The sequence below is a fragment of the Leifsonia sp. Root112D2 genome (genome assembly GCF_001424905.1).
In the GTDB taxonomy this organism is placed as follows: Bacteria; Actinomycetota; Actinomycetes; order Actinomycetales; family Microbacteriaceae; genus Root112D2.
The window spans coordinates 303,400-322,720 of sequence record NZ_LMCU01000002.1 but is presented as its reverse complement, the minus strand read 5'-3'; the positions used below and the strand labels follow the sequence as shown (position 1 = coordinate 322,720).

16 protein-coding genes are annotated in these 19,321 nt (G+C 66.8%); 11 read left to right on the top strand and 5 right to left on the bottom strand.

Annotated features, from left to right (window positions below; all coding sequences use genetic code 11):
• Positions 1-36 precede the first annotated feature (36 nt).
• The 4 genes from ASC63_RS15340 (at position 37) to ASC63_RS15325 (ending at position 3,963) form a co-directional block, all read left to right on the top strand.
• Positions 37-954, top strand: a complete 918-nt coding sequence (locus tag ASC63_RS15340; RefSeq protein ID WP_055816342.1) for an NADP-dependent oxidoreductase — start codon at positions 37-39, stop codon at positions 952-954.
• Between the two features lie 68 nt (positions 955-1,022).
• Positions 1,023-2,996, top strand: a complete 1,974-nt coding sequence (locus ASC63_RS15335; protein ID WP_082487914.1) for an aconitate hydratase — start codon at positions 1,023-1,025, stop codon at positions 2,994-2,996.
• The gene (locus ASC63_RS15330) at positions 2,993-3,400 is read left to right on the top strand and encodes a hypothetical protein (protein ID WP_055816332.1); all 408 of its coding nucleotides are present in this window, start codon (positions 2,993-2,995) and stop codon (positions 3,398-3,400) included. The genes ASC63_RS15335 and ASC63_RS15330 overlap by 4 nt, the downstream gene beginning before the upstream one ends.
• 182 nt (positions 3,401-3,582) lie before the next feature.
• Positions 3,583-3,963 carry a cupin domain-containing protein gene (locus tag ASC63_RS15325; RefSeq protein ID WP_055816330.1) on the top strand — a complete coding sequence of 127 codons (381 nt, stop codon included), beginning with the start codon at positions 3,583-3,585 and terminating at the stop codon, positions 3,961-3,963.
• Here the strand turns inward: ASC63_RS15325 and ASC63_RS15320 are convergent.
• From ASC63_RS15320 to ASC63_RS15310, 3 genes are all read right to left on the bottom strand, one after another.
• Positions 3,960-4,838, bottom strand: coding sequence for an aminodeoxychorismate lyase (locus ASC63_RS15320; protein WP_055816327.1), 879 nt, complete (start codon positions 4,836-4,838; stop codon positions 3,960-3,962). The two genes, ASC63_RS15325 and ASC63_RS15320, sit on opposite strands and share 4 nt — an antisense overlap.
• A 29-nt stretch (positions 4,839-4,867) precedes the next feature.
• Positions 4,868-5,182, bottom strand: coding sequence for a hypothetical protein (locus ASC63_RS15315; RefSeq protein ID WP_055816323.1), 315 nt, complete (start codon positions 5,180-5,182; stop codon positions 4,868-4,870).
• 69 nt (positions 5,183-5,251) lie between these two features.
• The gene (locus ASC63_RS15310; protein WP_055816320.1) at positions 5,252-6,799 is read right to left on the bottom strand and encodes an SDR family oxidoreductase; all 1,548 of its coding nucleotides are present in this window, start codon (positions 6,797-6,799) and stop codon (positions 5,252-5,254) included.
• A gap of 100 nt (positions 6,800-6,899) precedes the next feature.
• Here ASC63_RS15310 and ASC63_RS15305 point away from each other — a divergent pair, with 100 nt between their 5' ends.
• Complete coding sequence (locus ASC63_RS15305; RefSeq protein WP_200936946.1) at positions 6,900-9,437, top strand: DEAD/DEAH box helicase; 2,538 nt, start codon at positions 6,900-6,902, stop codon at positions 9,435-9,437.
• Between the two features lie 10 nt (positions 9,438-9,447).
• Here ASC63_RS15305 and ASC63_RS15300 read toward each other — a convergent pair whose 3' ends face one another.
• Positions 9,448-10,938, bottom strand: a complete 1,491-nt coding sequence (locus tag ASC63_RS15300) for an MFS transporter (protein ID WP_082487913.1) — start codon at positions 10,936-10,938, stop codon at positions 9,448-9,450.
• Positions 10,939-11,070: 132 nt separating this feature from the next.
• Between ASC63_RS15300 and ASC63_RS15295 the strand changes: the two genes are divergently transcribed.
• From ASC63_RS15295 to ASC63_RS15285, 3 genes are all read left to right on the top strand, one after another.
• Positions 11,071-12,693 (top strand): carboxylesterase/lipase family protein, encoded by a 1,623-nt coding sequence (locus ASC63_RS15295; RefSeq protein ID WP_055816315.1) that lies wholly within the window; start codon positions 11,071-11,073, stop codon positions 12,691-12,693.
• A 136-nt stretch (positions 12,694-12,829) separates the two neighbouring features.
• Entirely contained in the window at positions 12,830-14,131 is a 1,302-nt protein-coding gene (locus ASC63_RS15290) for an inorganic phosphate transporter (protein WP_055816310.1), read from the top strand.
• The gene (locus tag ASC63_RS15285) at positions 14,128-14,460 is read left to right on the top strand and encodes a hypothetical protein (protein WP_055816307.1); all 333 of its coding nucleotides are present in this window, start codon (positions 14,128-14,130) and stop codon (positions 14,458-14,460) included. Before ASC63_RS15290 ends, ASC63_RS15285 begins: the two co-directional genes overlap by 4 nt.
• 28 nt (positions 14,461-14,488) lie before the next feature.
• On the opposite strand, the gene ASC63_RS15280 is transcribed toward ASC63_RS15285, so the two are convergent.
• On the bottom strand, positions 14,489-15,766 hold the full coding sequence (locus ASC63_RS15280) for a uracil-xanthine permease family protein (RefSeq protein ID WP_055816304.1): 1,278 nt from the start codon (positions 15,764-15,766) through the stop codon (positions 14,489-14,491).
• A gap of 105 nt (positions 15,767-15,871) precedes the next feature.
• Between ASC63_RS15280 and ASC63_RS15275 the strand changes: the two genes are divergently transcribed.
• The 3 genes from ASC63_RS15275 to ASC63_RS15265 all read left to right on the top strand — a co-directional run bounded on the left by ASC63_RS15275 (position 15,872) and on the right by ASC63_RS15265 (position 19,297).
• On the top strand, positions 15,872-17,314 hold the full coding sequence (locus ASC63_RS15275; protein WP_055816301.1) for an NCS2 family permease: 1,443 nt from the start codon (positions 15,872-15,874) through the stop codon (positions 17,312-17,314).
• Between the two features lie 140 nt (positions 17,315-17,454).
• Positions 17,455-17,781, top strand: a complete 327-nt coding sequence (locus tag ASC63_RS15270; protein WP_055816298.1) for a DUF4190 domain-containing protein — start codon at positions 17,455-17,457, stop codon at positions 17,779-17,781.
• Positions 17,782-17,914: 133 nt separating this feature from the next.
• On the top strand, positions 17,915-19,297 hold the full coding sequence (locus ASC63_RS15265) for an aldehyde dehydrogenase family protein (RefSeq protein WP_055816288.1): 1,383 nt from the start codon (positions 17,915-17,917) through the stop codon (positions 19,295-19,297).
• Positions 19,298-19,321: the final 24 nt, after the last annotated feature.

Here is a 19,321-nt window from a genome sequence, read left to right as displayed (position 1 = left end):
TTGAGCCGACGGCCCTGGTTGAGAGAAAGGGCGACGATGTCGCGTTTCGTACGGTACGAGGAATTCGGCGGACCTGAGGTTCTGAAGCTCATCGAGGTGCAGCCGCCCACGGCCGGCCCGGGCCAGGTGCGGGTTCACGTGCGGGTTGCCGGCCTCAACCCCGTGGACTGGAAGATCTTCACGGGACCGGCCGCCCCTGCCTATGGCAGCGCACTGCCGATGGGCATCGGCAACGACTTCTCCGGCGTGATTGATCAGGTCGGCGACGGCGTCACCGACTGGAAGCTCGGCGACGAGGTCTTCGGCGGCGCCCGCAACCTTGCCGGTGCCGACTACATCGTGCACGACGCGGATGCCTCGCTCGTGCGTAAGCCGGCCGGTCTCGACTTTGACGTGGCCGGCTCCCTCGATGTGGCGGGCAAGACGGCCGCCGCCAGCGTGGATTCGCTTTCGCTGACGGATGCCGACACCGTGCTCGTCAGCGCCGCGGCCGGCGGGGTCGGCGTGCTCGCCTCGCAACTGGCGCTGCGCACGGGTGCAACGGTCATCGGCACGGCAAGTGAGAGCAACCACGATTTTCTGCGTTCTCTCGGCGTGATTCCCGTGACATACGGCGACGGCCTCGTCGACCGGGTGCGCGCGGTTGCGCCACAGGGCATCACGGCAGTGCTCGACAACCAGGGCGGCCCGACGATCGCCGCCGGTGTCGAGCTCGGTGTTCAGCAGGCGCGCATCAACACGATCGCGTATCACGGCTCCGAGTTTGCCGATGTGCGCCATGTCGGCGGAGCCGAAGCGAAGGCCGACGATCTGGCCCGCGTCGCGCAACTGCTTGCCGACGGCGAGATCGTGCTGCCCATTGACTCGGCCTACCCGCTCGAGCGTGTCGCCGAGGCGTACGAGCGCCTGATGACCGGCCACCTGCGCGGCAAGATCGTGCTCACCCTCGATTGACGCAGGGAGGGCCTCTGGCCATCTGAGACGGCCTCGCCTAGGTTGGGAGTAAGGCAAGGAGGCGCATCGTGGCGCACAATTCGGCCGCACAGAATGTGGCAGAGAAACTCATCGCATCGCATCTGGTGTCGGGTGAGATGACGCCGGGCGCCGAGATCGCCCTGAAGATCGATCAGACCCTCACCCAGGATGCGACGGGCACGCTGGTCATGCTCGAACTGGAAGCGCTCGGTCTCGAGCGTGCCCAGACCGAGGTCTCCGTGCAATACGTCGACCACAACCTGCTGCAGGCCGACAACAAGAATGCGGAAGACCACGACTTTCTTCGCTCGGCCTGCCAGCGCTTCGGCATCTGGTTCTCGAAGGCCGGCAACGGCGTCTCGCACCCCACCCACATGCAGCGTTTCGGCATCCCGGGCAAGACCATGGTCGGCTCCGACAGCCACACGCCGGCGGCCGGCTCGCTCGGCATGCTGGCAATGGGGGTCGGTGGTCTCGAGGTGGCGACGGCGATCGCGGGTCGGCCCATCAGCATCCGGATGCCTGAAATCTGGGGCGTGCGCCTCACCGGCGAACTGCCGCCGTGGGTGAGCGCCAAAGACGTGATTCTCGAGATGCTGCGCCGTCACGACGTGAAGGGCGGCGTCGGCCGCATCATCGAGTACTACGGGCCGGGGTTGGCCACCCTCACCGCCATGGACCGGCACGTGATAGCGAACATGGGTGCCGAACTGGGCGCCACTACGACCGTGTTTCCCGCCGACGACCAGGTGCGGGCCTTCCTGCGCGCCGAGCAGCGCGAGGGCGACTTCGTCGAACTGCTCGCCGACGCGGATGCCGGTTACGACATCGACGAGGAGATCGACCTCTCCACGCTCGAGCCGCTCATCGCGTTGCCGAGTTCGCCGGGCAAGGTCGTGCCCGTCACCGAGGTTGCCGGCAGGCCCGTTGAGCAGGTGGTGATAGGTTCCTCCGCGAACCCCGGGCTGCGGGATTTCGCCGTCGTCGGAGCCATCGTGAAGGGCAAGCAGACGCATCCGGGACTCTCGCTCGACGTGAACCCGAGTTCGCGCCAGATTCTGCAGGACCTTCTGAAGATGGGCTCGGCACTCGACCTCATCGCCGCGGGCGCGCGGCTGCACCAGTCGGGATGCATGGGCTGCATCGGCATGGGCCAGGCGCCGGCCGTCGGGCGTATCAGCCTGCGCACGATGCCGCGTAATTTTCCCGGACGAAGCGGCACCAAGGAGGACACGGTCTACCTGTGCTCACCGGAGACCGGTGCGGCTGCTGCGCTCACCGGCGTGATAACCGATCCGCGCGAGCTGCCCGCGCTGCTCGACATCGACTACCCGCAGCTGGAGCTGCCTGCCGTCTCCAGCGTGAACCTCGACATGCTCGAAGCGCCACTGCCGGCCGACGAAGCCGTGCAGGTCGAACTCGTCAAGGGGTCGAACATCTCCTCCCTGCCCGACTTCGATCCGCTGGCCGATCGCATCGAGGCGCCCGTTCTGCTCAAAGTCGGCGACAACATCTCCACCGACGAGATTCTGCCTGCCGGGGCCGTGGTGCTGCCCTACCGCAGCAACATACCGAAGCTGGCCGAGTTCACTTATTACCAACTGGACGAGACGTATGCCTCGCGAGCCGTCGAGGCACGGGACGGTGGCGGGCACATCATCGTGGGCGGCGCCAACTACGGGCAGGGCTCCTCGCGCGAACACGCGGCCATCACCCCGCGCTTCCTGGGGCTGCGCGCCGTGATAGCCGTCTCTTTCGCACGCATCCACTGGCAGAACCTGGCGAACTTCGGCGTGCTCGCCCTCGAATTCGCGGATGCCGCCGATCACGACCGCGTGCAGCAGGGTGACACCCTCGTGCTCGACGATCTGCGCGAGTCGATAGCGAACGGCACCGAACTCACGGTGCACAACGCCACCCGTGATGAGGATTACGCCCTCACGCACCGACTCTCGCCGCGACAGGTCGAAATGGTGCTCGACGGTGGCCTGATTCCCTGGCTGCGGCGATCCGCAGCGTGATCTCGACAAAGACGGCGCGTGAGCTGAGCGACGCCGGGCTGCGCTGGCATCCGCACTCGGGTGACGCGTTCACCCTCGCGAGCCCCGAGCTCGAGGGTGACGTGTTCACCGTGAGCGAGATGACCATCGAGCCGCACGAGTTCGACACCGGCACGATTCTGGGCTTCAACGGCACCACAGAATGGGCGCTCGACTCGGTGGCCATCGAGGACGCGTTATGGCTGCCTCGAGAAGGGCAGTTGCGTGAACTGCTGGGCGGAACGTTTCGCTCCCTGGTCGCCACCGGATCGGCCGGCTATACGGTGACGATCGGCCTGGCGGGTACCGACCGGCGCTTCGGAGCGGCGGATGCCGCCGAGGCGTATGCGGCGGCACTGCTCGCACTTATCCGCTCGGCCGGTTGACGCTCTCAGCTGGCTGACGCTCTCGTGCAACCGGACATTGCCTGCGTGATAATAACGGGATAGAATTCCTGTTAAATAGTGCGCGACTCACGCGCTCCTGTTCCGACGTCGACCGCGGCTCCCCACCGCGGTCGACGCCTTGTAGAGAACTCGCGCCGGGCAAGACCATGGAAGGACACAGGATGATCGAGGATGCCCTGTCGGTGACCCCCGTCACGCCTGCCGGTGAGGTCACGGTCGTTGCGGCTTCCTTCGGGGAGTTGGTCGAGGCGCATCCGGGTCAGCCGGGGCGAGTGGCATCGTCACGGGTGCTGAAGGCGGATGGCGTGCGGCTCGTGCATCTGGCGTTCGACGACGGCCAGCAACTCACCGAGCACACGGCCCCGGTGCCGATCCTGCTGCAGTGCGTCACCGGGCGGTTCACGATCGAGGTCGCGGAGCGCCGGATCGAGCTGGCCCCTGGCGGCATCGTGCACCTCACGCGGCGGTTGCCGCACGCGGTGACGGCTCACGGCGAATCCCGGCTGCTCATCACCCTGCTCGACTCCGCCGACTGGGACTAGTCGTCGGCCGTGAGCAGGCCGGCGTTGAGCGCGCGGGTCAACTCGGCGTCGATGCTCAACTCGCGGCTGTCGATGGTGTGCACAGGCGCGGCCTGGCGCACGCTGGAGACCAGCCAGGCGGCATCCGCGGTTCGCAGCTTCTCGGCCTCGAGCAGTGCATATTCGGTGCGGATGTCTCGTGCGGCAAAGAAGTCGAAGGCGCGCGCCTGCGTGGTACCGGCGAGGATGCCGAATTCGGTTGCCGGGGTGCTGACCGTGTCGCCATGGCGCAGAATCACGCTCGAGGTGGGACCCTCGAGCACGTACCCGTCGGAGCTGAGGAATATCACGTCGTCTGCGCCGCGTCGGCCGGCCTCACGCAGCGCCGCCATGTTGGTGGCGTACGAGAGGGTTTTGGCGCCCAGCAGCAGCCATGGTGCGCTCTGTGCCGCATCGTGTCGCACGCCGCGATCGAGGGTGACGACGCTCACTCCCGCGGTGCGGGCCGCGGTGAAATCGGGCGCACGCTCCACAAGCACCCAGCCGGTGGGCTTCTCGCTGCCGGCCACCCCGCGAGTCATCACGAGTTTCGCGGAGAGTTCGGCTTCAGGCTCGTGGGCCTCGATGGCGGCCAGCGCGGCCGCGCGCCACACATCCAGATCGGGCGCCACGATGTCGAGCAATTGTGCCGAGTGGGCGAAGCGGCGCAGGTGAGGCTCCAGCGAGAGCGGCCGACCCTGTGAGACGCCGATGGTCTCGAAGAAACCGTCACCACGGCTGAGGCCGAGTTCGGCCACCACGATGTGCGCGGTCGTGGGCTCGGCCTGAACGAAACCGGGACGGTCGCCGGAGCCCAGCGCCGGAGCGGTGACCAGAACGAGAGAGGGAGTATTCACCCCCTCAGTCTGACGGATGCCGGGCAGCTTCAGGCGCCTTGGGGCTCGTCCGTGTCGGGATCGGGTTCGTCGTGCACCGGGGTGACGATGGGAATGCCGCCGGCAGGGCCGCCACCCGCAGCCGGGGTGGCGATGACACCGGTGCCCTTGAAGCCGTCGTCCTGCTTCTCGGGATCGTCGGCATCACCCTCAAGGCCCTCGACGATGCCGTTGGTCTGATCGAAGGGATGGGCGACATCGTCGGCGAGCGCGCCGAGATTCTTGTCGCGCTGGGTGTTCTCGCCAGCATCGGTGTGGTCGGCGTCGGCGGTTACGTCTTCGTTGAGGTTTTCGTTGTCAGCCATGCCTGCAGGCTACGCGCGCCAGAATTTCCGGCAAGGGGCGGCGCTCCGATGCCGGCCGACGGCATCCGCTCACCAGGCGGAAGGCTTGTAATCCTTGAGGAAGACGCCGTGAACCTCGTCGCCGGCCTCGCCGCGAACGATGGGGTCGTACACGCGGGCCGCGCCGTCGACGAGGTCGAGCGGGGCGTGGAAGCCCTCCTCGGCCAGACGCACCTTGGTGGGGTGCGGGCGTTCGTCGGTGATCCAGCCGGTGTCGACGCTCGTCATCAGAATGCCGTCGGTCTCGAACATCTCACCCGCGCTCGTGCGCGTGAGCATGTTCAGTGCGGCCTTGGCCATGTTGGTGTGCGGATGCCCCGGACCCTTGTACTTGCGCCCGAACACACCCTCCATCGCCGAGACGTTGACGATGTATCTGCGTGGCGATTCCGCCGCCGCCATCGATGGGCGCAGCCTGCTGATGAGCAGGAACGGCGCCGTCGTGTTGCACAGTTGCACCTCGAGCATCTCCAGCGGGTCGACGTGCTCGACGTTCTGCGTCCAGCTGTTCACGGTGTGCAGATCGGGCAGCAGGCCGCCCGCGTCGATCGCGGTGCCGTCGGCGAGGCGATCGAGTGAGGAGGAGCCGGCCGCCATGGCCTGGGCGCTCAGGTGGGTGGCGTGCTCGGCGGCGCTCCACGCGGCCGCATCCTTCGGCGCGGCGGCCGCGGCGGCGGCGAGGATCGGGTGGCTGGCCACCGAGGCGGCCAGGGCCAGCGGATGCGCATCGTTGGTGTGCCCGAAGGTGAGCAGTTCGGGGAGCGGGCCGTCGGGCAGCGGCGCGGATTCGGCATCCGTCAGCGGGGCGTAGGAGCCGGGGGATCGGCGCACGGTCTGGGCGGCGTTGTTGATGAGGATGTCGAGGGGGCCCGCCTCGGCCACGGCGTCGGCGAGGCCGATCACCTGGGCGGGATCGCGCAGGTCGATGCCGACGATGCGCAGGCGATGCAGCCAGTCGGCGGCATCCGGAAGCGAGGAGAAGCGGCGCACGGCATCGCGCGGGAAGCGCGTGGTGATGGTGGTGTGTGCTCCGTCGCGCAACAGGCGCAGGGCGATGTGCATGCCGATCTTGGCGCGGCCGCCGGTGAGCAGCGCGCGCTTGCCGTTGAGGTCGGTGCGGGCGTTGCGCTTGGCATGACTGAGCGCCGCGCAGTCGGGGCAGAGCTGGTGATAGAACGAGTCGACCTGCGTGTAGTGCTGCTTGCAGATGTAACACGGGCGCGACTTGAGCAGCGTGCCGGCCGTGGGGGCGCTCGTCGTGACGGCCAGCTGAACGCCGCGCGTCTCGTCGTCGATGCGGTCGGGTGCGCCCGTGGCCGTCGCCGCGACTACGGCACGGTCAGCGTCGGCGATCTCGGCGCGCTTCTCCAGCCTGCGTGACTTCTTGACGGCCTTGAACATGTGGGCGGTGGCGTGACGCACCGCCACGAAGTCGGGGTGTTCCTCGTCGAGTTCGTGCAGCGAGGCGAGCACGCGCAGGGCCGTCACGAGGTCATCAGGGTCGATGCCGCTGGGGTCGGATGCCGCGGCGTCGGCGTCGGGCTGGTCGCCGTGGGAAGAATCGGTGCCGTTCGTCATTTCGCCCAATTCTACCGGCCGCTGGCAGCTCCTTTCTCGCGGAGACAGTCCGTTGGTGTGGGGCCTTCGCCCGCCCGGGTAAGGCATGATCGATAAGACCATGTCTCTCACCGCGCGCCAGCCCGAACCCTTCGATGCGGATGCCGCGTACACCGCCTTCGTAGGCTGGGCCGAGGAGGGCGGGCTGAGCCTGTACCCGGCGCAGGACGAGGCGCTCATCGAGATCGTCTCCGGCGCGAACGTGATCCTCAGCACCCCGACGGGCACGGGCAAGTCCCTCGTGGCGGTCGGGGCGCACTTCACGGCGCTGAGCCGGGGCATCCGCTCGTTCTACACCGCACCCATCAAGGCGCTCGTCAGCGAGAAGTTCTTCGCCCTCGTGGAGGTGTTCGGCGCCGAGAACGTCGGCATGATGACGGGCGATTCCTCGGTGAACGCGGATGCGCCCATCATCTGCTGCACGGCCGAGATTCTCGCGAATCTCGCACTGCGACAGGGGCCGGACACCCCTGTCGGCCAGGTGGTCATGGACGAGTTCCACTTCTACGCCGACCCCGAGCGCGGCTGGGCCTGGCAGGTGCCGCTGCTGACATTGCCCGGCGTGCAATTCATTCTCATGTCGGCCACGCTCGGCGATGTGAGCGCGCTCGCGGCCGATCTCTCCCGGCGTACCGGGCGTGAGACCGCGGTCGTCACCGGCGTCGAACGGCCCGTACCGCTGCACTACTTCTACGTGACAACGCCCGTGCACGAGACCGTCGAGGAACTGCTCGGCACCGGCCAGGCCCCCGTATACATCGTGCATTTCTCGCAGGCTGCCGCCCTCGAACGTGCGCAGGCGCTCGCCAGCGCCAAGGTGGCCACGCGCGAGCAGCGGGATGCGATAGCCGAGCTCATCGGCGAGTTTCGCTTCGCCACCGGCTTCGGCAAGACGCTCTCGCGGCTGCTGCGCATGGGCATCGGAGTGCACCACGCCGGCATGCTGCCCAAGTACCGCCGACTCGTGGAACAACTGGCCCAGCGCGGTCTGCTGCGCGTCATCTGCGGAACGGACACCCTCGGAGTGGGCATCAACGTGCCGATCCGCACCGTGCTTCTCACGGCGCTCACCAAATACGACGGCACCCGGATGCGCCAGCTCAACGCCCGCGAATTCCACCAGATCGCGGGGCGCGCCGGTCGCGCTGGCTTCGACACGGCAGGCACTGTGATGGCGCAGGCGCCCGAGCACGAGACGGAGAACCTCAAGGCCATAGAGAAGGCCGGCGACGACGTCAAGAAGAAGCGCAAGATCATCCGCAAGAAGGCGCCGGACGGCTTTGTCTCATGGGGAGAGGCGTCCTTTCAGAGGCTCGTCGAAGCGGAGCCCGAGACCCTCGTCTCGAGCATGCAGATCACGAGCGCCATGCTGATCAACGTGATCGGGCGCGGCGGGGACGTCTATCGGCACGTCTACGACCTGGTCTTCGACAACCACGAGCCCTGGAAGCGGCAGCTGGCATTGGCCCGACGAGCGCTTGGCATCTATCGCACGCTCGTGGCCGGTGGGGTGGTGGAGCAGCGCGACGGGCAGATTCGCCTTACCGTCGATCTGCAGCCGAACTTCGCTCTCAACCAGCCGCTGTCGCCGTTTGCGCTCGCCTGCTTCGAGCTGCTAAGCCCTCTGGCCGAGACCGGTGCAGCGTCCGAGATCGGCACCGGCGACTACGCCCTCGACATGATCTCGATCATCGAGGCCACCCTCGACGACCCGCGTCCCGTGCTCTCGGCTCAGGAGCACCGGGCGCGTGGCGAGGCCGTCGCCGCCATGAAGGCCGAGGGCATCGAATACGAGCAGCGCATGGAGCTGCTTGAGCAGATCACCTACCCGAAGCCTCTCGACGAGCTACTCTCCCAATCCTTCGCCGTCTACGTCACCTCGCAGCCCTGGGTTGCCGACTTCGAGCTGCGCCCCAAGAGCGTCGTGCGCGACATGTACGAACGCGCAATGAGCTTCGCCGAATACGTGGCGTTCTACACGATCGCCCGCTCGGAGGGGGTGGTACTTCGCTACCTCTCCGACGCGTATCGGGCCGCCCGCCAGACCATCCCGGCCGAGGCCAAGAGCGAGGAACTGCTCGACCTCATCGAGTGGCTCGGCGAACTCGTGCGTCAGGTCGACTCGAGCCTCCTCGACGAGTGGGAGGAGTTGGTGCATCCGGATGCGACCCGTCATGCCCACGAGACGACGGATGTCGTTCCGCCCGCCCCGCGCAACGTCACGACCAACCGTCGTGCCTTCACCGTGCTCGTGCGCAACGAGCTGTTCCGCCGAGTGCGGCTGGCTGCGCTCGAACGCGACGACGAGTTGGGTGCGTTGGACGCGGCATCCGGTTTTTCGGTGGAGATCTGGGGCCGGGCTCTCGACGCGTATTACGCCGAGCACGATTCGATCGGCACGGGGGCGGATGCGCGCAGCCCCGCCATGCTCATCGTCGACGAGTCCCCGGCATTCACCGACGGGCTCTGGCGCGTGCGGCAGATTCTGGCCGACCCGGCGGGTGACCACGACTGGGGCATCTCGGCCGAGGTCGATCTGGCCGAGTCGGCCGAGCAGGGCATCGCGATCGTACGAGTCACCTCGATGGGCCGGCTGTAGCGCAGAGCCTCTAGCGCGCCTGCTGCACCGGGATGCTCGCCGTCTCGTACCGCGGCTCGTGTCGCGGAATGAAGAGTGCCAGCACGAAGCCCGCCACTGCGACGGCAGCGCCCACGAGGAACACCGTCTGGAAGGCGCCCTTGGTGGGGATTCCTCTGCCGTCCGCCATCACCAGATTGGCCGAGAGCACCACTCCGACCACGGTCGCCGAAACGGTCGAACCGAGGGTGCGCATCACAGAGTTGAGCCCGTTCGCCGCCGCGGTCTCGCTGGCAGGAACCGCGTGCATGATGAGGGTCGGCATGGCCGCGTAGGCGAATCCGACGCCGAAGCCCAGCACGGTGGCGATGAGAATGGCGTGCCACACCTCGGTCATCAGCGGAATGGCCGCCGCGTAGGTGATCACGATGATGAGCAGCCCGAGCAGCAGGCTCGTGCGCGGCCCTCGCGCGGCGGAGAGCCGGGCCGCGACGGGTGACATGAAGAACATGACCAGGCCGCTGGGCATGAGGCACAGGCTTGCCACGAGCAGCGTCTGTCCGAGGCCGACACCGGTGGCTGTGGGCAACTCCAGAAGCTGGGGCAGCGCCGCACTGCTCACGAAGAACCCGAAGCCGACCGCGATGGAGGCGAGGTTCGTCAACAGCACGGGCCTGCGCGCGGCGATGCGCAGGTCGATGAGCGGCGAGGGGATGCGCAGCTGGAATGCTCCCCAGCCGAGCAGCACCAGAACGCCGCCGATCAACAGTCCGAGTGTGACGGGCGAGCCCCAGCCCCACTCGGTGCCCTTGGAGACGGCCAGCAGGATGCCGGTGAGACCTATCGCGAACAGCACCGAACCGAGATAGTCGAAGCGTCCCCCTGCGCGCAGGGTCGAGACCGGCACGATGAAGAGCACAAGGGCGGCGGCCACGAGCGCGAGCAGCGCGGCGAGCCAGAACAGCGCGTGCCAGCTGAAGTTCTCGGCGATCACGGCCGAGAGCGGCAGGCCGATGGCGCCGCCCACGCCCAGCGTGGCGCTCACGAGCGCGACAGCACCGCCGAGGCTCTTGGCGTGCAGCACGTCACGCAGGATGCTGATGCCGAGCGCTATAGCGCCCAGCCCGAAACCCTGCAGGGCGCGACCGACGAGCATGGGTATGAGCGTGTCCGACAGCGCCGAGATCACCGAGCCGATGAAGAGTGCGGCGAGCAGCACCAGCACGAGGCGTCGTTTGCCGAACATGTCACCGAGCCGACCCGCGATGGGTGTGGCGATGGCGGCCGCGAGCAGCGTGACCGTCAGCACCCACGAGGCATCCGCGCTGGTGGCGTGCAGCAGCGTCGGCAATTCGGGAATGATCGGTGTCACCAGGGTCTGCATGAATGCGGCTACGAGGCCGGTGAAGGCCAGTGTGGCCACAATGGCGCGGTCGCTGGGGCGGCGGGTGAGCCGGCGGCGCTGGCGGTCGCTGAGACCGCTGCCGCCCGATCCGTCGTTCGGTGTGTCGTTGCGCGCCATATTTCCGCCTGCCGTGTTTGTGCCCAGGTGCGAACACGGGGACGATGAGGGAGTCTACCGAAGCACTACAGCCTCGCCAGCCGTTCATCTATTCCTCAGCGGCCGCACACGGTGCCGCACTAGCCTCAAGAGGTGAGCGTGGAAACCCGTGCGAGTGGTGCACGTGATGTGCATGAGCTCGATGTGCGCGTTTCCGGCGGCGTGGTGCGAGGCATCCGCGAGGCAGACATCGAGGCGTGGCGGGGCATACCCTATGCGGCGCCGCCCGTCGGCGCGTTGCGTTTTCGGGCGCCGGCGCCCGTGCTGCCCTGGCAGGGCGTGCGCGACGCGAGCCGGCACGGTGCCGTGGCACCGCAGTCCCGCCGTGGCCAGTTTCTGGGGGCTCCCTCTGCGATTCCTCGCAGCGAGGACTGCCTGAACCTGCTGGTATTGCGCGGTGCGGATGCACGCACCGGTGCCAACGCGGCACGGGGCGACGATCTCGCCCCCGTCATGGTCTTCATCCACGGCGGCGCGTACAGTGTTGGCAGCGTGCGCGAGGTGCCGCACCAGGGCATGGATTTCGCCCGCAACGGCGTCATTTATGTGGCCGTCAGCTACCGCCTCGGCGCTCTCGGTTACCTGGATTTCAGCAGCTACTCCACCCCCGAGCGCCCCTTCGAGAGCAATCTCGGGCTTCGCGACCAGGTGGCTGCTCTCGCGTGGGTGCGTGACAACATCCGCGCGTTCGGTGGTGACCCCGGCAACGTGACTGTCTTCGGGGAGTCGGCCGGCGCCAACGCCGTCACCACTCTCATGACCGTGCCCGCGGCGGCGGGCCTGTTCCACCGGGCCATCGCCCAGAGCCCGCCCCCGAATGCCCTCTACCTGCCCGAACTCACCGCGCGCTGGGCAGGCCAGTTTCTCGAGTTGCTCAGTTCTGCCCTCGACAACGGCAGCGTCGAGGCGACCAGCCACGAGGATGCCGCGGCCCTGCTCACGGGTGCGCCGGTCGATGCCCTCGTGGCCGCCACGAACGCCCTGCAGTTGCGCACGCCAGATGAGGATCCGGGAACGCTGTGCCTCTGCCCGGTCATCGACGGCGACTACCTGCCGGAGCGCCCTCTCGACGCATTCAAGCACGGGCGCGCGCACCGAGTGCCGCTGATCATCGGCACCAATGACCGCGAGGGGTCCCTGTTCACCGGCCGACTGGACATTCTGGCGTCGACACCGCCGCGCATCCGAGCCATTTTCGCGCGCACCCGAAAGAAGACGCGCAAGGCCATCAAGGCCGAATACCCCGGGCTTCCCGCGCGCCGGGCCGCCGCAGACTTCGCCGGAGACTATTCGTTCTGGTATCCGAGCATCAAGGTTGCCGAACGGCATGCCCGCTATGCACCGGTGTACATGTACCGTTTCGACATCGCGCCGCGACTCGTGCGCCTGGCCGGCTTCGATGCCACCCACGGATTGGAACTCTTCGCCCTCTTCGATCGCATGAACGGCTGGTTCGGCCGCACCATGACCGTGCTCGGCGGCCGCCGAGCGTTCCTCGGTGCCGGCCGGCGGATGCGACGCTGGTGGCTCGATTTTGCGAGAACCGGTGATCCGAATGCCCAGACGGGTGCAGTCTCGCCAGCATGGCCACGCTACGACGCCGAGTCTGACGACCGGTACCGGCTCACGCTCATCATCGACGAGGTGGATCGCGTCGAGTGCGACCCACGGGGCGAGCGGCGCGTCGCCTGGCAGGAATTCGTGCCGCACGTGTGATTTCGGCAGGTGAGTTGACCTGCACAGCCTGTCGTGTGAGTATCGACGTGTTCGGTAAATGCACCATGACATTCGCATGAACGCCCGCTGAACTGCACCGTGCGGGTCCCGTGTTCCGTTTACGAGAAAGACGCCGGTGGACCTCACACTCATCGTCGTGCTGGTCATAGCGCTGGCGCTGTTCTTCGACTTCACCAACGGTTTCCATGACACGGCGAATGCGATGGCGACGCCCATCGCCACCGGTGCCATGAAGCCGAAGGTCGCCGTCACGCTCGCGGCCATCCTCAATCTCGTCGGCGCCTTCCTCTCCACCGAGGTGGCCAAGACCATCTCCGGCGGTCTCATCAAAGAAGGTGCCCACGGAATCCAGATCACACCGGAGATGATCTTTGCCGGACTCGTCGGCGCGATCATCTGGAACATGGTCACCTGGCTTTTCGGTTTGCCCTCCAGCTCGAGCCATGCGCTCTTCGGCGGCCTCATCGGCGCCGCCATCGTGGGCGCCGGCTTCCAGAGCGTCGACTACCTGGTGTTGCTCGACAAGGTCATCTTCCCTGCCCTGCTCGCCCCCGTGATAGCGGGCGGTGTCGCGTTCACGGCGACGAAGATCGCCTATGCCATCACCCGCCGCTACGACGGGCTGCCGGATGGCCGTGCGGGCTTCCGATACGGCCAGATCTTCTCCTCGTCGCTCGTCGCGCTCGCGCACGGCACCAATGACGCGCAGAAGACCATGGGTGTCATCACCCTCACGCTCATCGCGGCGAATCTGCAGCCCGCCGGCTCGGACCCGACGTTCTGGGTCATAGCCGCGTGTGCCCTCGCGATAGCCGCCGGCACATACACGGGCGGCTGGCGCATCATCCATACCCTCGGCAAGGGTCTCACCGAGGTGAAGCCCGCGCAGGGCTTCGCCGCCGAGACGAGCACCGCCGCCGCGATCCTGGCTTCTTCGCACCTGGGCTTCGCGCTCTCCACCACGCAGGTCGCATCCGGATCGGTCATCGGTTCGGGGCTTGGCCGGCGCGGGTCATCGGTGCGCTGGAAGACGGCGCGCCGCATTGCACTCGGCTGGCTGATGACGCTGCCTGCCGCAGCCATCGTTGGCGCCATCGCGGCGTGGGTCGCGCATCTCGGCGCGGTCGGGGTGGGTGTGGACCTCGTGCTGGCCATCGGACTCATTGCCGCGATCTTCCTCGTGGCGGCCCGTCAGCGTGCGCGCAGCAAAAAGGCGCAGGCAGCGGGCACGGGCGTCAGCGATGTCGCCAGGAGCGGTCGGGTCGTGAAGATTCGCAAGGTGAAGCCCAAGCGCCCGCCACGACCGAAAAAGTCTGAAGTGTCGGCCAAGCCGAAGAAGAAAAAGAAAAAGGGCTCGGGCACGAAGAAGAGTTCAGGAAGCAAGAAGAACTCCGGCAAGAAGGGTGGCGCGGCATGATCGACTGGGTGTCATTCTTCGTGGTCGCGCTCGCATCCATTCTCGGTGCGAGCCTTGTGGTCGCCCTGTACTCCCTGGGCCTGCGACTGTTGAGTTCGGCGGGCAGACCGGTGCACGTCGAACCGGCCGAGTTCACGGATGCCATCACGGTGATCACGGCAGAGCAGGCGGCAACCGAGGCCAAACGCATCCGCAAGGCCGCCAAGCGCAGCCCGCTGAGCGCCGTGCAGAAGCGCTGGGCGCTCGCGGCCGCTCGCGTCTGCTTCGTGCTTTGCGCCGCGATAGTGCTCTACGGCGTCTACCTGATCATTCCCGGCTTTCACAAGTAGCCGCGGGCATTGAGCCTGAGCCGTAACGCTAGTCGGTGCCGCGCCAGCGGGCGACGGCGTTCATCACGTGGTAGACGACGATGGCCGCGATAGCACCCAGCGCGATGCCGGCGACGGTGATCTTGCCGGCCGAGAGGGTGAAGTCGGCCACACCGATGATGAGGGCTATTGCGGCCGTGAACTGGTTCTTCGGCTTGGAGAAATCGACCCGGTTGTCGAGCCAGATCTTGATGCCTATCACGCCGATCAGGCCGTAGAGCGCGGTGGTGACACCGCCGAGCACTCCCGCCGGAATCGTGTTGATCACGGCGCCGACCTTGGGGGAGATGCCGAGCAGGATCGCCACGATGCCTGCCACCCAGTACGCTGCCGTCGAGTAGACGCGCGTTGCAGCCATGACGCCGATGTTCTCGCCATATGTCGTTGTTGCCGATCCGCCGCCGATACCGGCGATCATCGTCGAGATGCCGTCTGCGAGCAGCGCGCGGCCGGTGAGCTTGTTGACCTCGGGTTTGGTCAGCTGCGCGACGCCGCGCACATGGCCCACGTTCTCGGCGACGAGCGCGAGCACTATCGGCAGAAACGAGGGAAGCACGCCCCAGGTGGCGTTCGGCTCAGTGAACGGATTGCTGGGCAGCGTGAACGGGGGCAGGCCGATCCAGGCGGCGGATGCCACATGGCTGAAGTCCACCTGCCCGAACAGCACGGCCGCGATATAGCCGATCACGACCCCGATGAAGATGGAGAGACGCCCCAGCAGTCCCCGGAACACCACCGTGCAGAGAATCACGGCGGCGAGCGTGATGATCGCGGTCACGGGGGCGGTCTTGACGTTGTTCCACGCGGCCGGGGCCAGGTTGAAGCCGATCAAAGCCACGATCGAGCCCGCGACGACGGGCGGCATGAGCACCTCGAGCCATCCGGTGCCCGTCAGGTGCACGACGGCGCCGATGATCGCCAGCAGCAGCCCGACAGAGACGATGCCGAACAGTGCACTGCCCATGCTGTGCGCCGCCGTTGCGGCCTGGATCGGCGCGATGAAAGCGAAGGAACTGCCCACGTAACTGGGCAGCCTGTTGCCGGTGATCAGCAGGAAGAGCAGCGTGCCGATGCCGGAGAACAGCAGCGTCGTGCTCGGCGGAAACCCGGTGAGCACCGGCACGAGAAAGGTGGCGCCGAACATGGCAACGACATGCTGGCCGCCCAGGCCGATGGTTCGCGGCCAGGTGAGGCGCTCATCCGGTGCCACAATCTCGCTCGCAGGCACCGTCTTACCGTCGCCGTGCAGTGTCCAGGGGAGTGCCATGGTGCCTCGTCTCGATAGATGCGCTCAATCCTCCGCGATCGTATCCGTGTCAGGCCATAGGATTGGCGCAGCGACACGACCCCACCTTCCCCAGGAGCACAACGGATGAGCGAAACCACGACCCGCGCCGGATTCCGCGGCCGCCTCGACAACTATTTCGAGATCACGAAACGCGGTTCGACCTTCGGTGCGGAGGTGCGTGGCGGTCTGGTCACCTTCGTGACCATGGCGTACATCGTCATTCTCAACCCCATCATCCTGAGCGGTTCGAAGGATGTCGTCGGTGGCGTTCTGCAGTTCCAGCAGGTCGCCGCCGTCACAGGTCTCACCGCCGGCGTCATGACGATTCTGTTCGGCATCGTCGCCCGGCTGCCGTTCGCGTTCGCCGCCGGTCTCGGCATCAACTCCTTCCTCGCGGTCAGCGTGGTCGGCCAGGTGACGTGGCCCGAGGCCATGGGCCTCGTGGTCATCAACGGCCTCATCATCGTGCTGCTGAGCGCCACGGGCCTGCGGCGCATGATCTTCACGGCCGTGCCGATGCAGCTCAAGCTGGCTATCACGGTGGGTATCGGGCTGTTCATCGCCTTCATCGGCCTCGTTGATGCCGGCTTCGTGCGCTCCACCGGCTTCGGTTCGCCGCCGGTCGGGCTCGGTATCGATGGTTCCGTTGCCAGTATCCCGACGGCGATCTTCGTGGTGTCGCTGCTGATCACGGGCATCCTCGTGGCACGCAAGGTGCGTGGCGCTCTGCTGATCGGCATCGTCGTATCGACGATCATCGCCGTGCTGGCCGAGCTCGTATTTCATGTGGGTGCCTCCGCCGGTGGCAAGAACCCGCTGGGCTGGAACCTGTCGGTTCCGGCGCTGCCGTCGCAGATCGTCAGTCTGCCCGATCTGGGGCTGATCGGGCACGTGAGCTTCGCGAGTTTCGGTCGCATCGGCATCCTCGCCGCCGTCATGCTCGTCTTCACCCTGGTGTTCACGAACTTCTTCGACGCCATGGGTACCATGACGGGGCTCTCCAAGGAGGCCGGGCTCGCCGACGAGAAGGGCGACTTCCCACGCCTGAAATCCGCGCTGATCGTGGAAGGCGTCGGAGCGGTCGTCGGTGGGGCGACATCCGGATCGTCGAACACGGTCTTCATCGAATCGGGTGCGGGCATCGGCGAGGGGGCGCGCACGGGTTTTGCAAACATCGTGACCGGCCTGCTGTTCATCGCGGCCATGTTCTTCACCCCGCTGACGCAGATCGTGCCTTCGGAGGTCGCGGCGGCCGCGCTGGTGATTGTGGGCGCCATGATGATGACGCAGATCAAGGGCATCGACTTCAGCGCGTTCTCGGTCACGCTGCCGGTGTTCCTCACGATCGTCGTGATGCCGCTGACGTATTCGATCTCGAATGGCATCGGCGCAGGCTTCATCAGCTGGGTGCTGCTGCGGGCGTTCGCCGGCAAGGCGCGCGAGATCAGCCCGCTGCTGTGGGTGGTGGCCGCAGGCTTCGCCATCTACTTCGCCCGAGGCCCCATCGAGGTGCTGCTCGGCCACTAGCGCGTCGCCAGGCATGTCGGTCTCAGGGTTACCCTGAGACAGGAATCGGGGGATAACCCGATGGCGCAGGCCGTTCACGAGCGATTGACTGGATGCATCGCGTTGCGAATGCGCGCGTCAGCAGACTTGGGAGTCCACTCATGACCAATACACAGGCCCCGTACGCACCGGACACCGCCCCGTACGCCACCGCGACCGCTCCGGCTTACGCCGACAGCAAGCCGCTGAGCATCACGAGCCTCGTGCTCGGGCTCGTCTCGATAGTTGCGGGCTGGACGTTTCTTGCTCCCATCGCCGGCCTCGTCACGGGCATTCTCGCGCTCAAGCGCGAGCCGGCGGGTCGCGCCATGGCCATCTGGGGCATCGTGCTCAACGCGGTCATGCTCTTCGGCTTCGCCGTGGGCGCGCTGCTCACTCTCGCGGGCCTCGGCATCGGCCTCGCCTTCCTCCCCTTCGCCTTTCACTGATCGCCCGGCCCGCGCGCCGAGTGCGTGTACAAAACGACGGAGATTCACCGCTGTTTCGCCCTTCTGGGCGGTGCAGCACCGTCTAGGGTGTGAATCTCCGTCGTTTTGTGTCGCGCAGATTAGGCTGGCAACCATGAGCACGGGCACCATTGCCGGCACGGTTGCCGGCCTGCGCGAGACATTCGATCGCGGCGTGACAAAGCCGTACCGATGGCGGGTGGCGCAGCTGAAGGCCTTGCGTGCGCTCCTGACCGAACGCGAGGCCGAACTCGGCATGGCGTTGATGCAGGACCTGGCCAAGAACCCCACCGAGGCACAGGTCTCCGAGATCAGCATCGTCGTCGGCGAGATCGACTACACGCTGCGACACCTGCGCTCGTGGTTGCGGCCGCGCGTGGTGGCGGTGCCGCTCGTCGTGATGCCGGCGAAGGCATCCGTCATTCGTGAACCGCTCGGCGTTTGCCTCATCATCGCCCCGTGGAACTACCCGGTGCAGCTGCTGCTCGCGCCGCTCGTCGGTGCGCTCGCGGCGGGTAACGCGGCGGTGCTCAAGCCCAGCGAGCTGGCACCGGCGACCTCGGCCGCAATGGCCCGCCTGCTGCCGCAGTATCTCGACGCGCGGGCGGTGGCGGTGGTCGAGGGGGAGGTGCCCGAGACCACCGAACTGCTCGAGCAGCGCTTTGACCATATTTTCTACACGGGCAACGGTGCGGTTGGGCGTATCGTCATGACGGCCGCCGCGAAGAATCTCACGCCTGTCACGCTCGAGCTCGGCGGCAAGTCCCCGGTGTACGTCGATGACTCCGTCGACCTGGCGGTCGCCGCCGCACGCATCGCCTGGGGCAAGTTCATGAACGCCGGCCAGACGTGCGTGGCCCCCGACTATCTGCTGGCAACGCCGGATGTCGCGGCGCGACTCGAACCGCTGCTCGTTGATGCGATCGCCCGGCTCTACGGCGGAGACCCGCGAGCGAGTGACGACTACGGACGCATCGTCTCGGAGCGACAATTCGACCGGCTGGAGACTCTGGTGAAAGACGGTCGCGTCGTGACGGGGGGCACCAGTCACCGGGGGAGTCGTTATCTGGCTCCGACCGTGCTGGCCGACGTCTCCCGCGATTCAGGCATCATGCGCCAGGAGATCTTCGGCCCCATTCTGCCGATCGTCACCGTCTCCGGTCTCGACGACGCGCTCGCATACATCCGCCACGGTGACAAGCCGCTCGCGCTCTACGTCTTCAGCGAATCGCCGAAGACGAGGCGCCGTTTTCTCACAGAGACGAGCTCGGGAGCCGTCGGCTTCGGCGTTCCCGCCGCGCACCTGGCGGTCGCGGGGCTTCCGTTCGGTGGGGTCGGGGCCAGCGGCATGGGCGCGTACCACGGAACGCATTCGATCGACACGTTCAGCCACGAGAAGGCCGTGCTCAGCAAGCCGCTGAAGCCCGACACCATGGCACTCGTCTATCCACCGTTTACGGAGCGCAAGACGGGGATAATTCGCCGGATCATGGGCTGAGGCGCGCGAAAACTGCGTGTATGG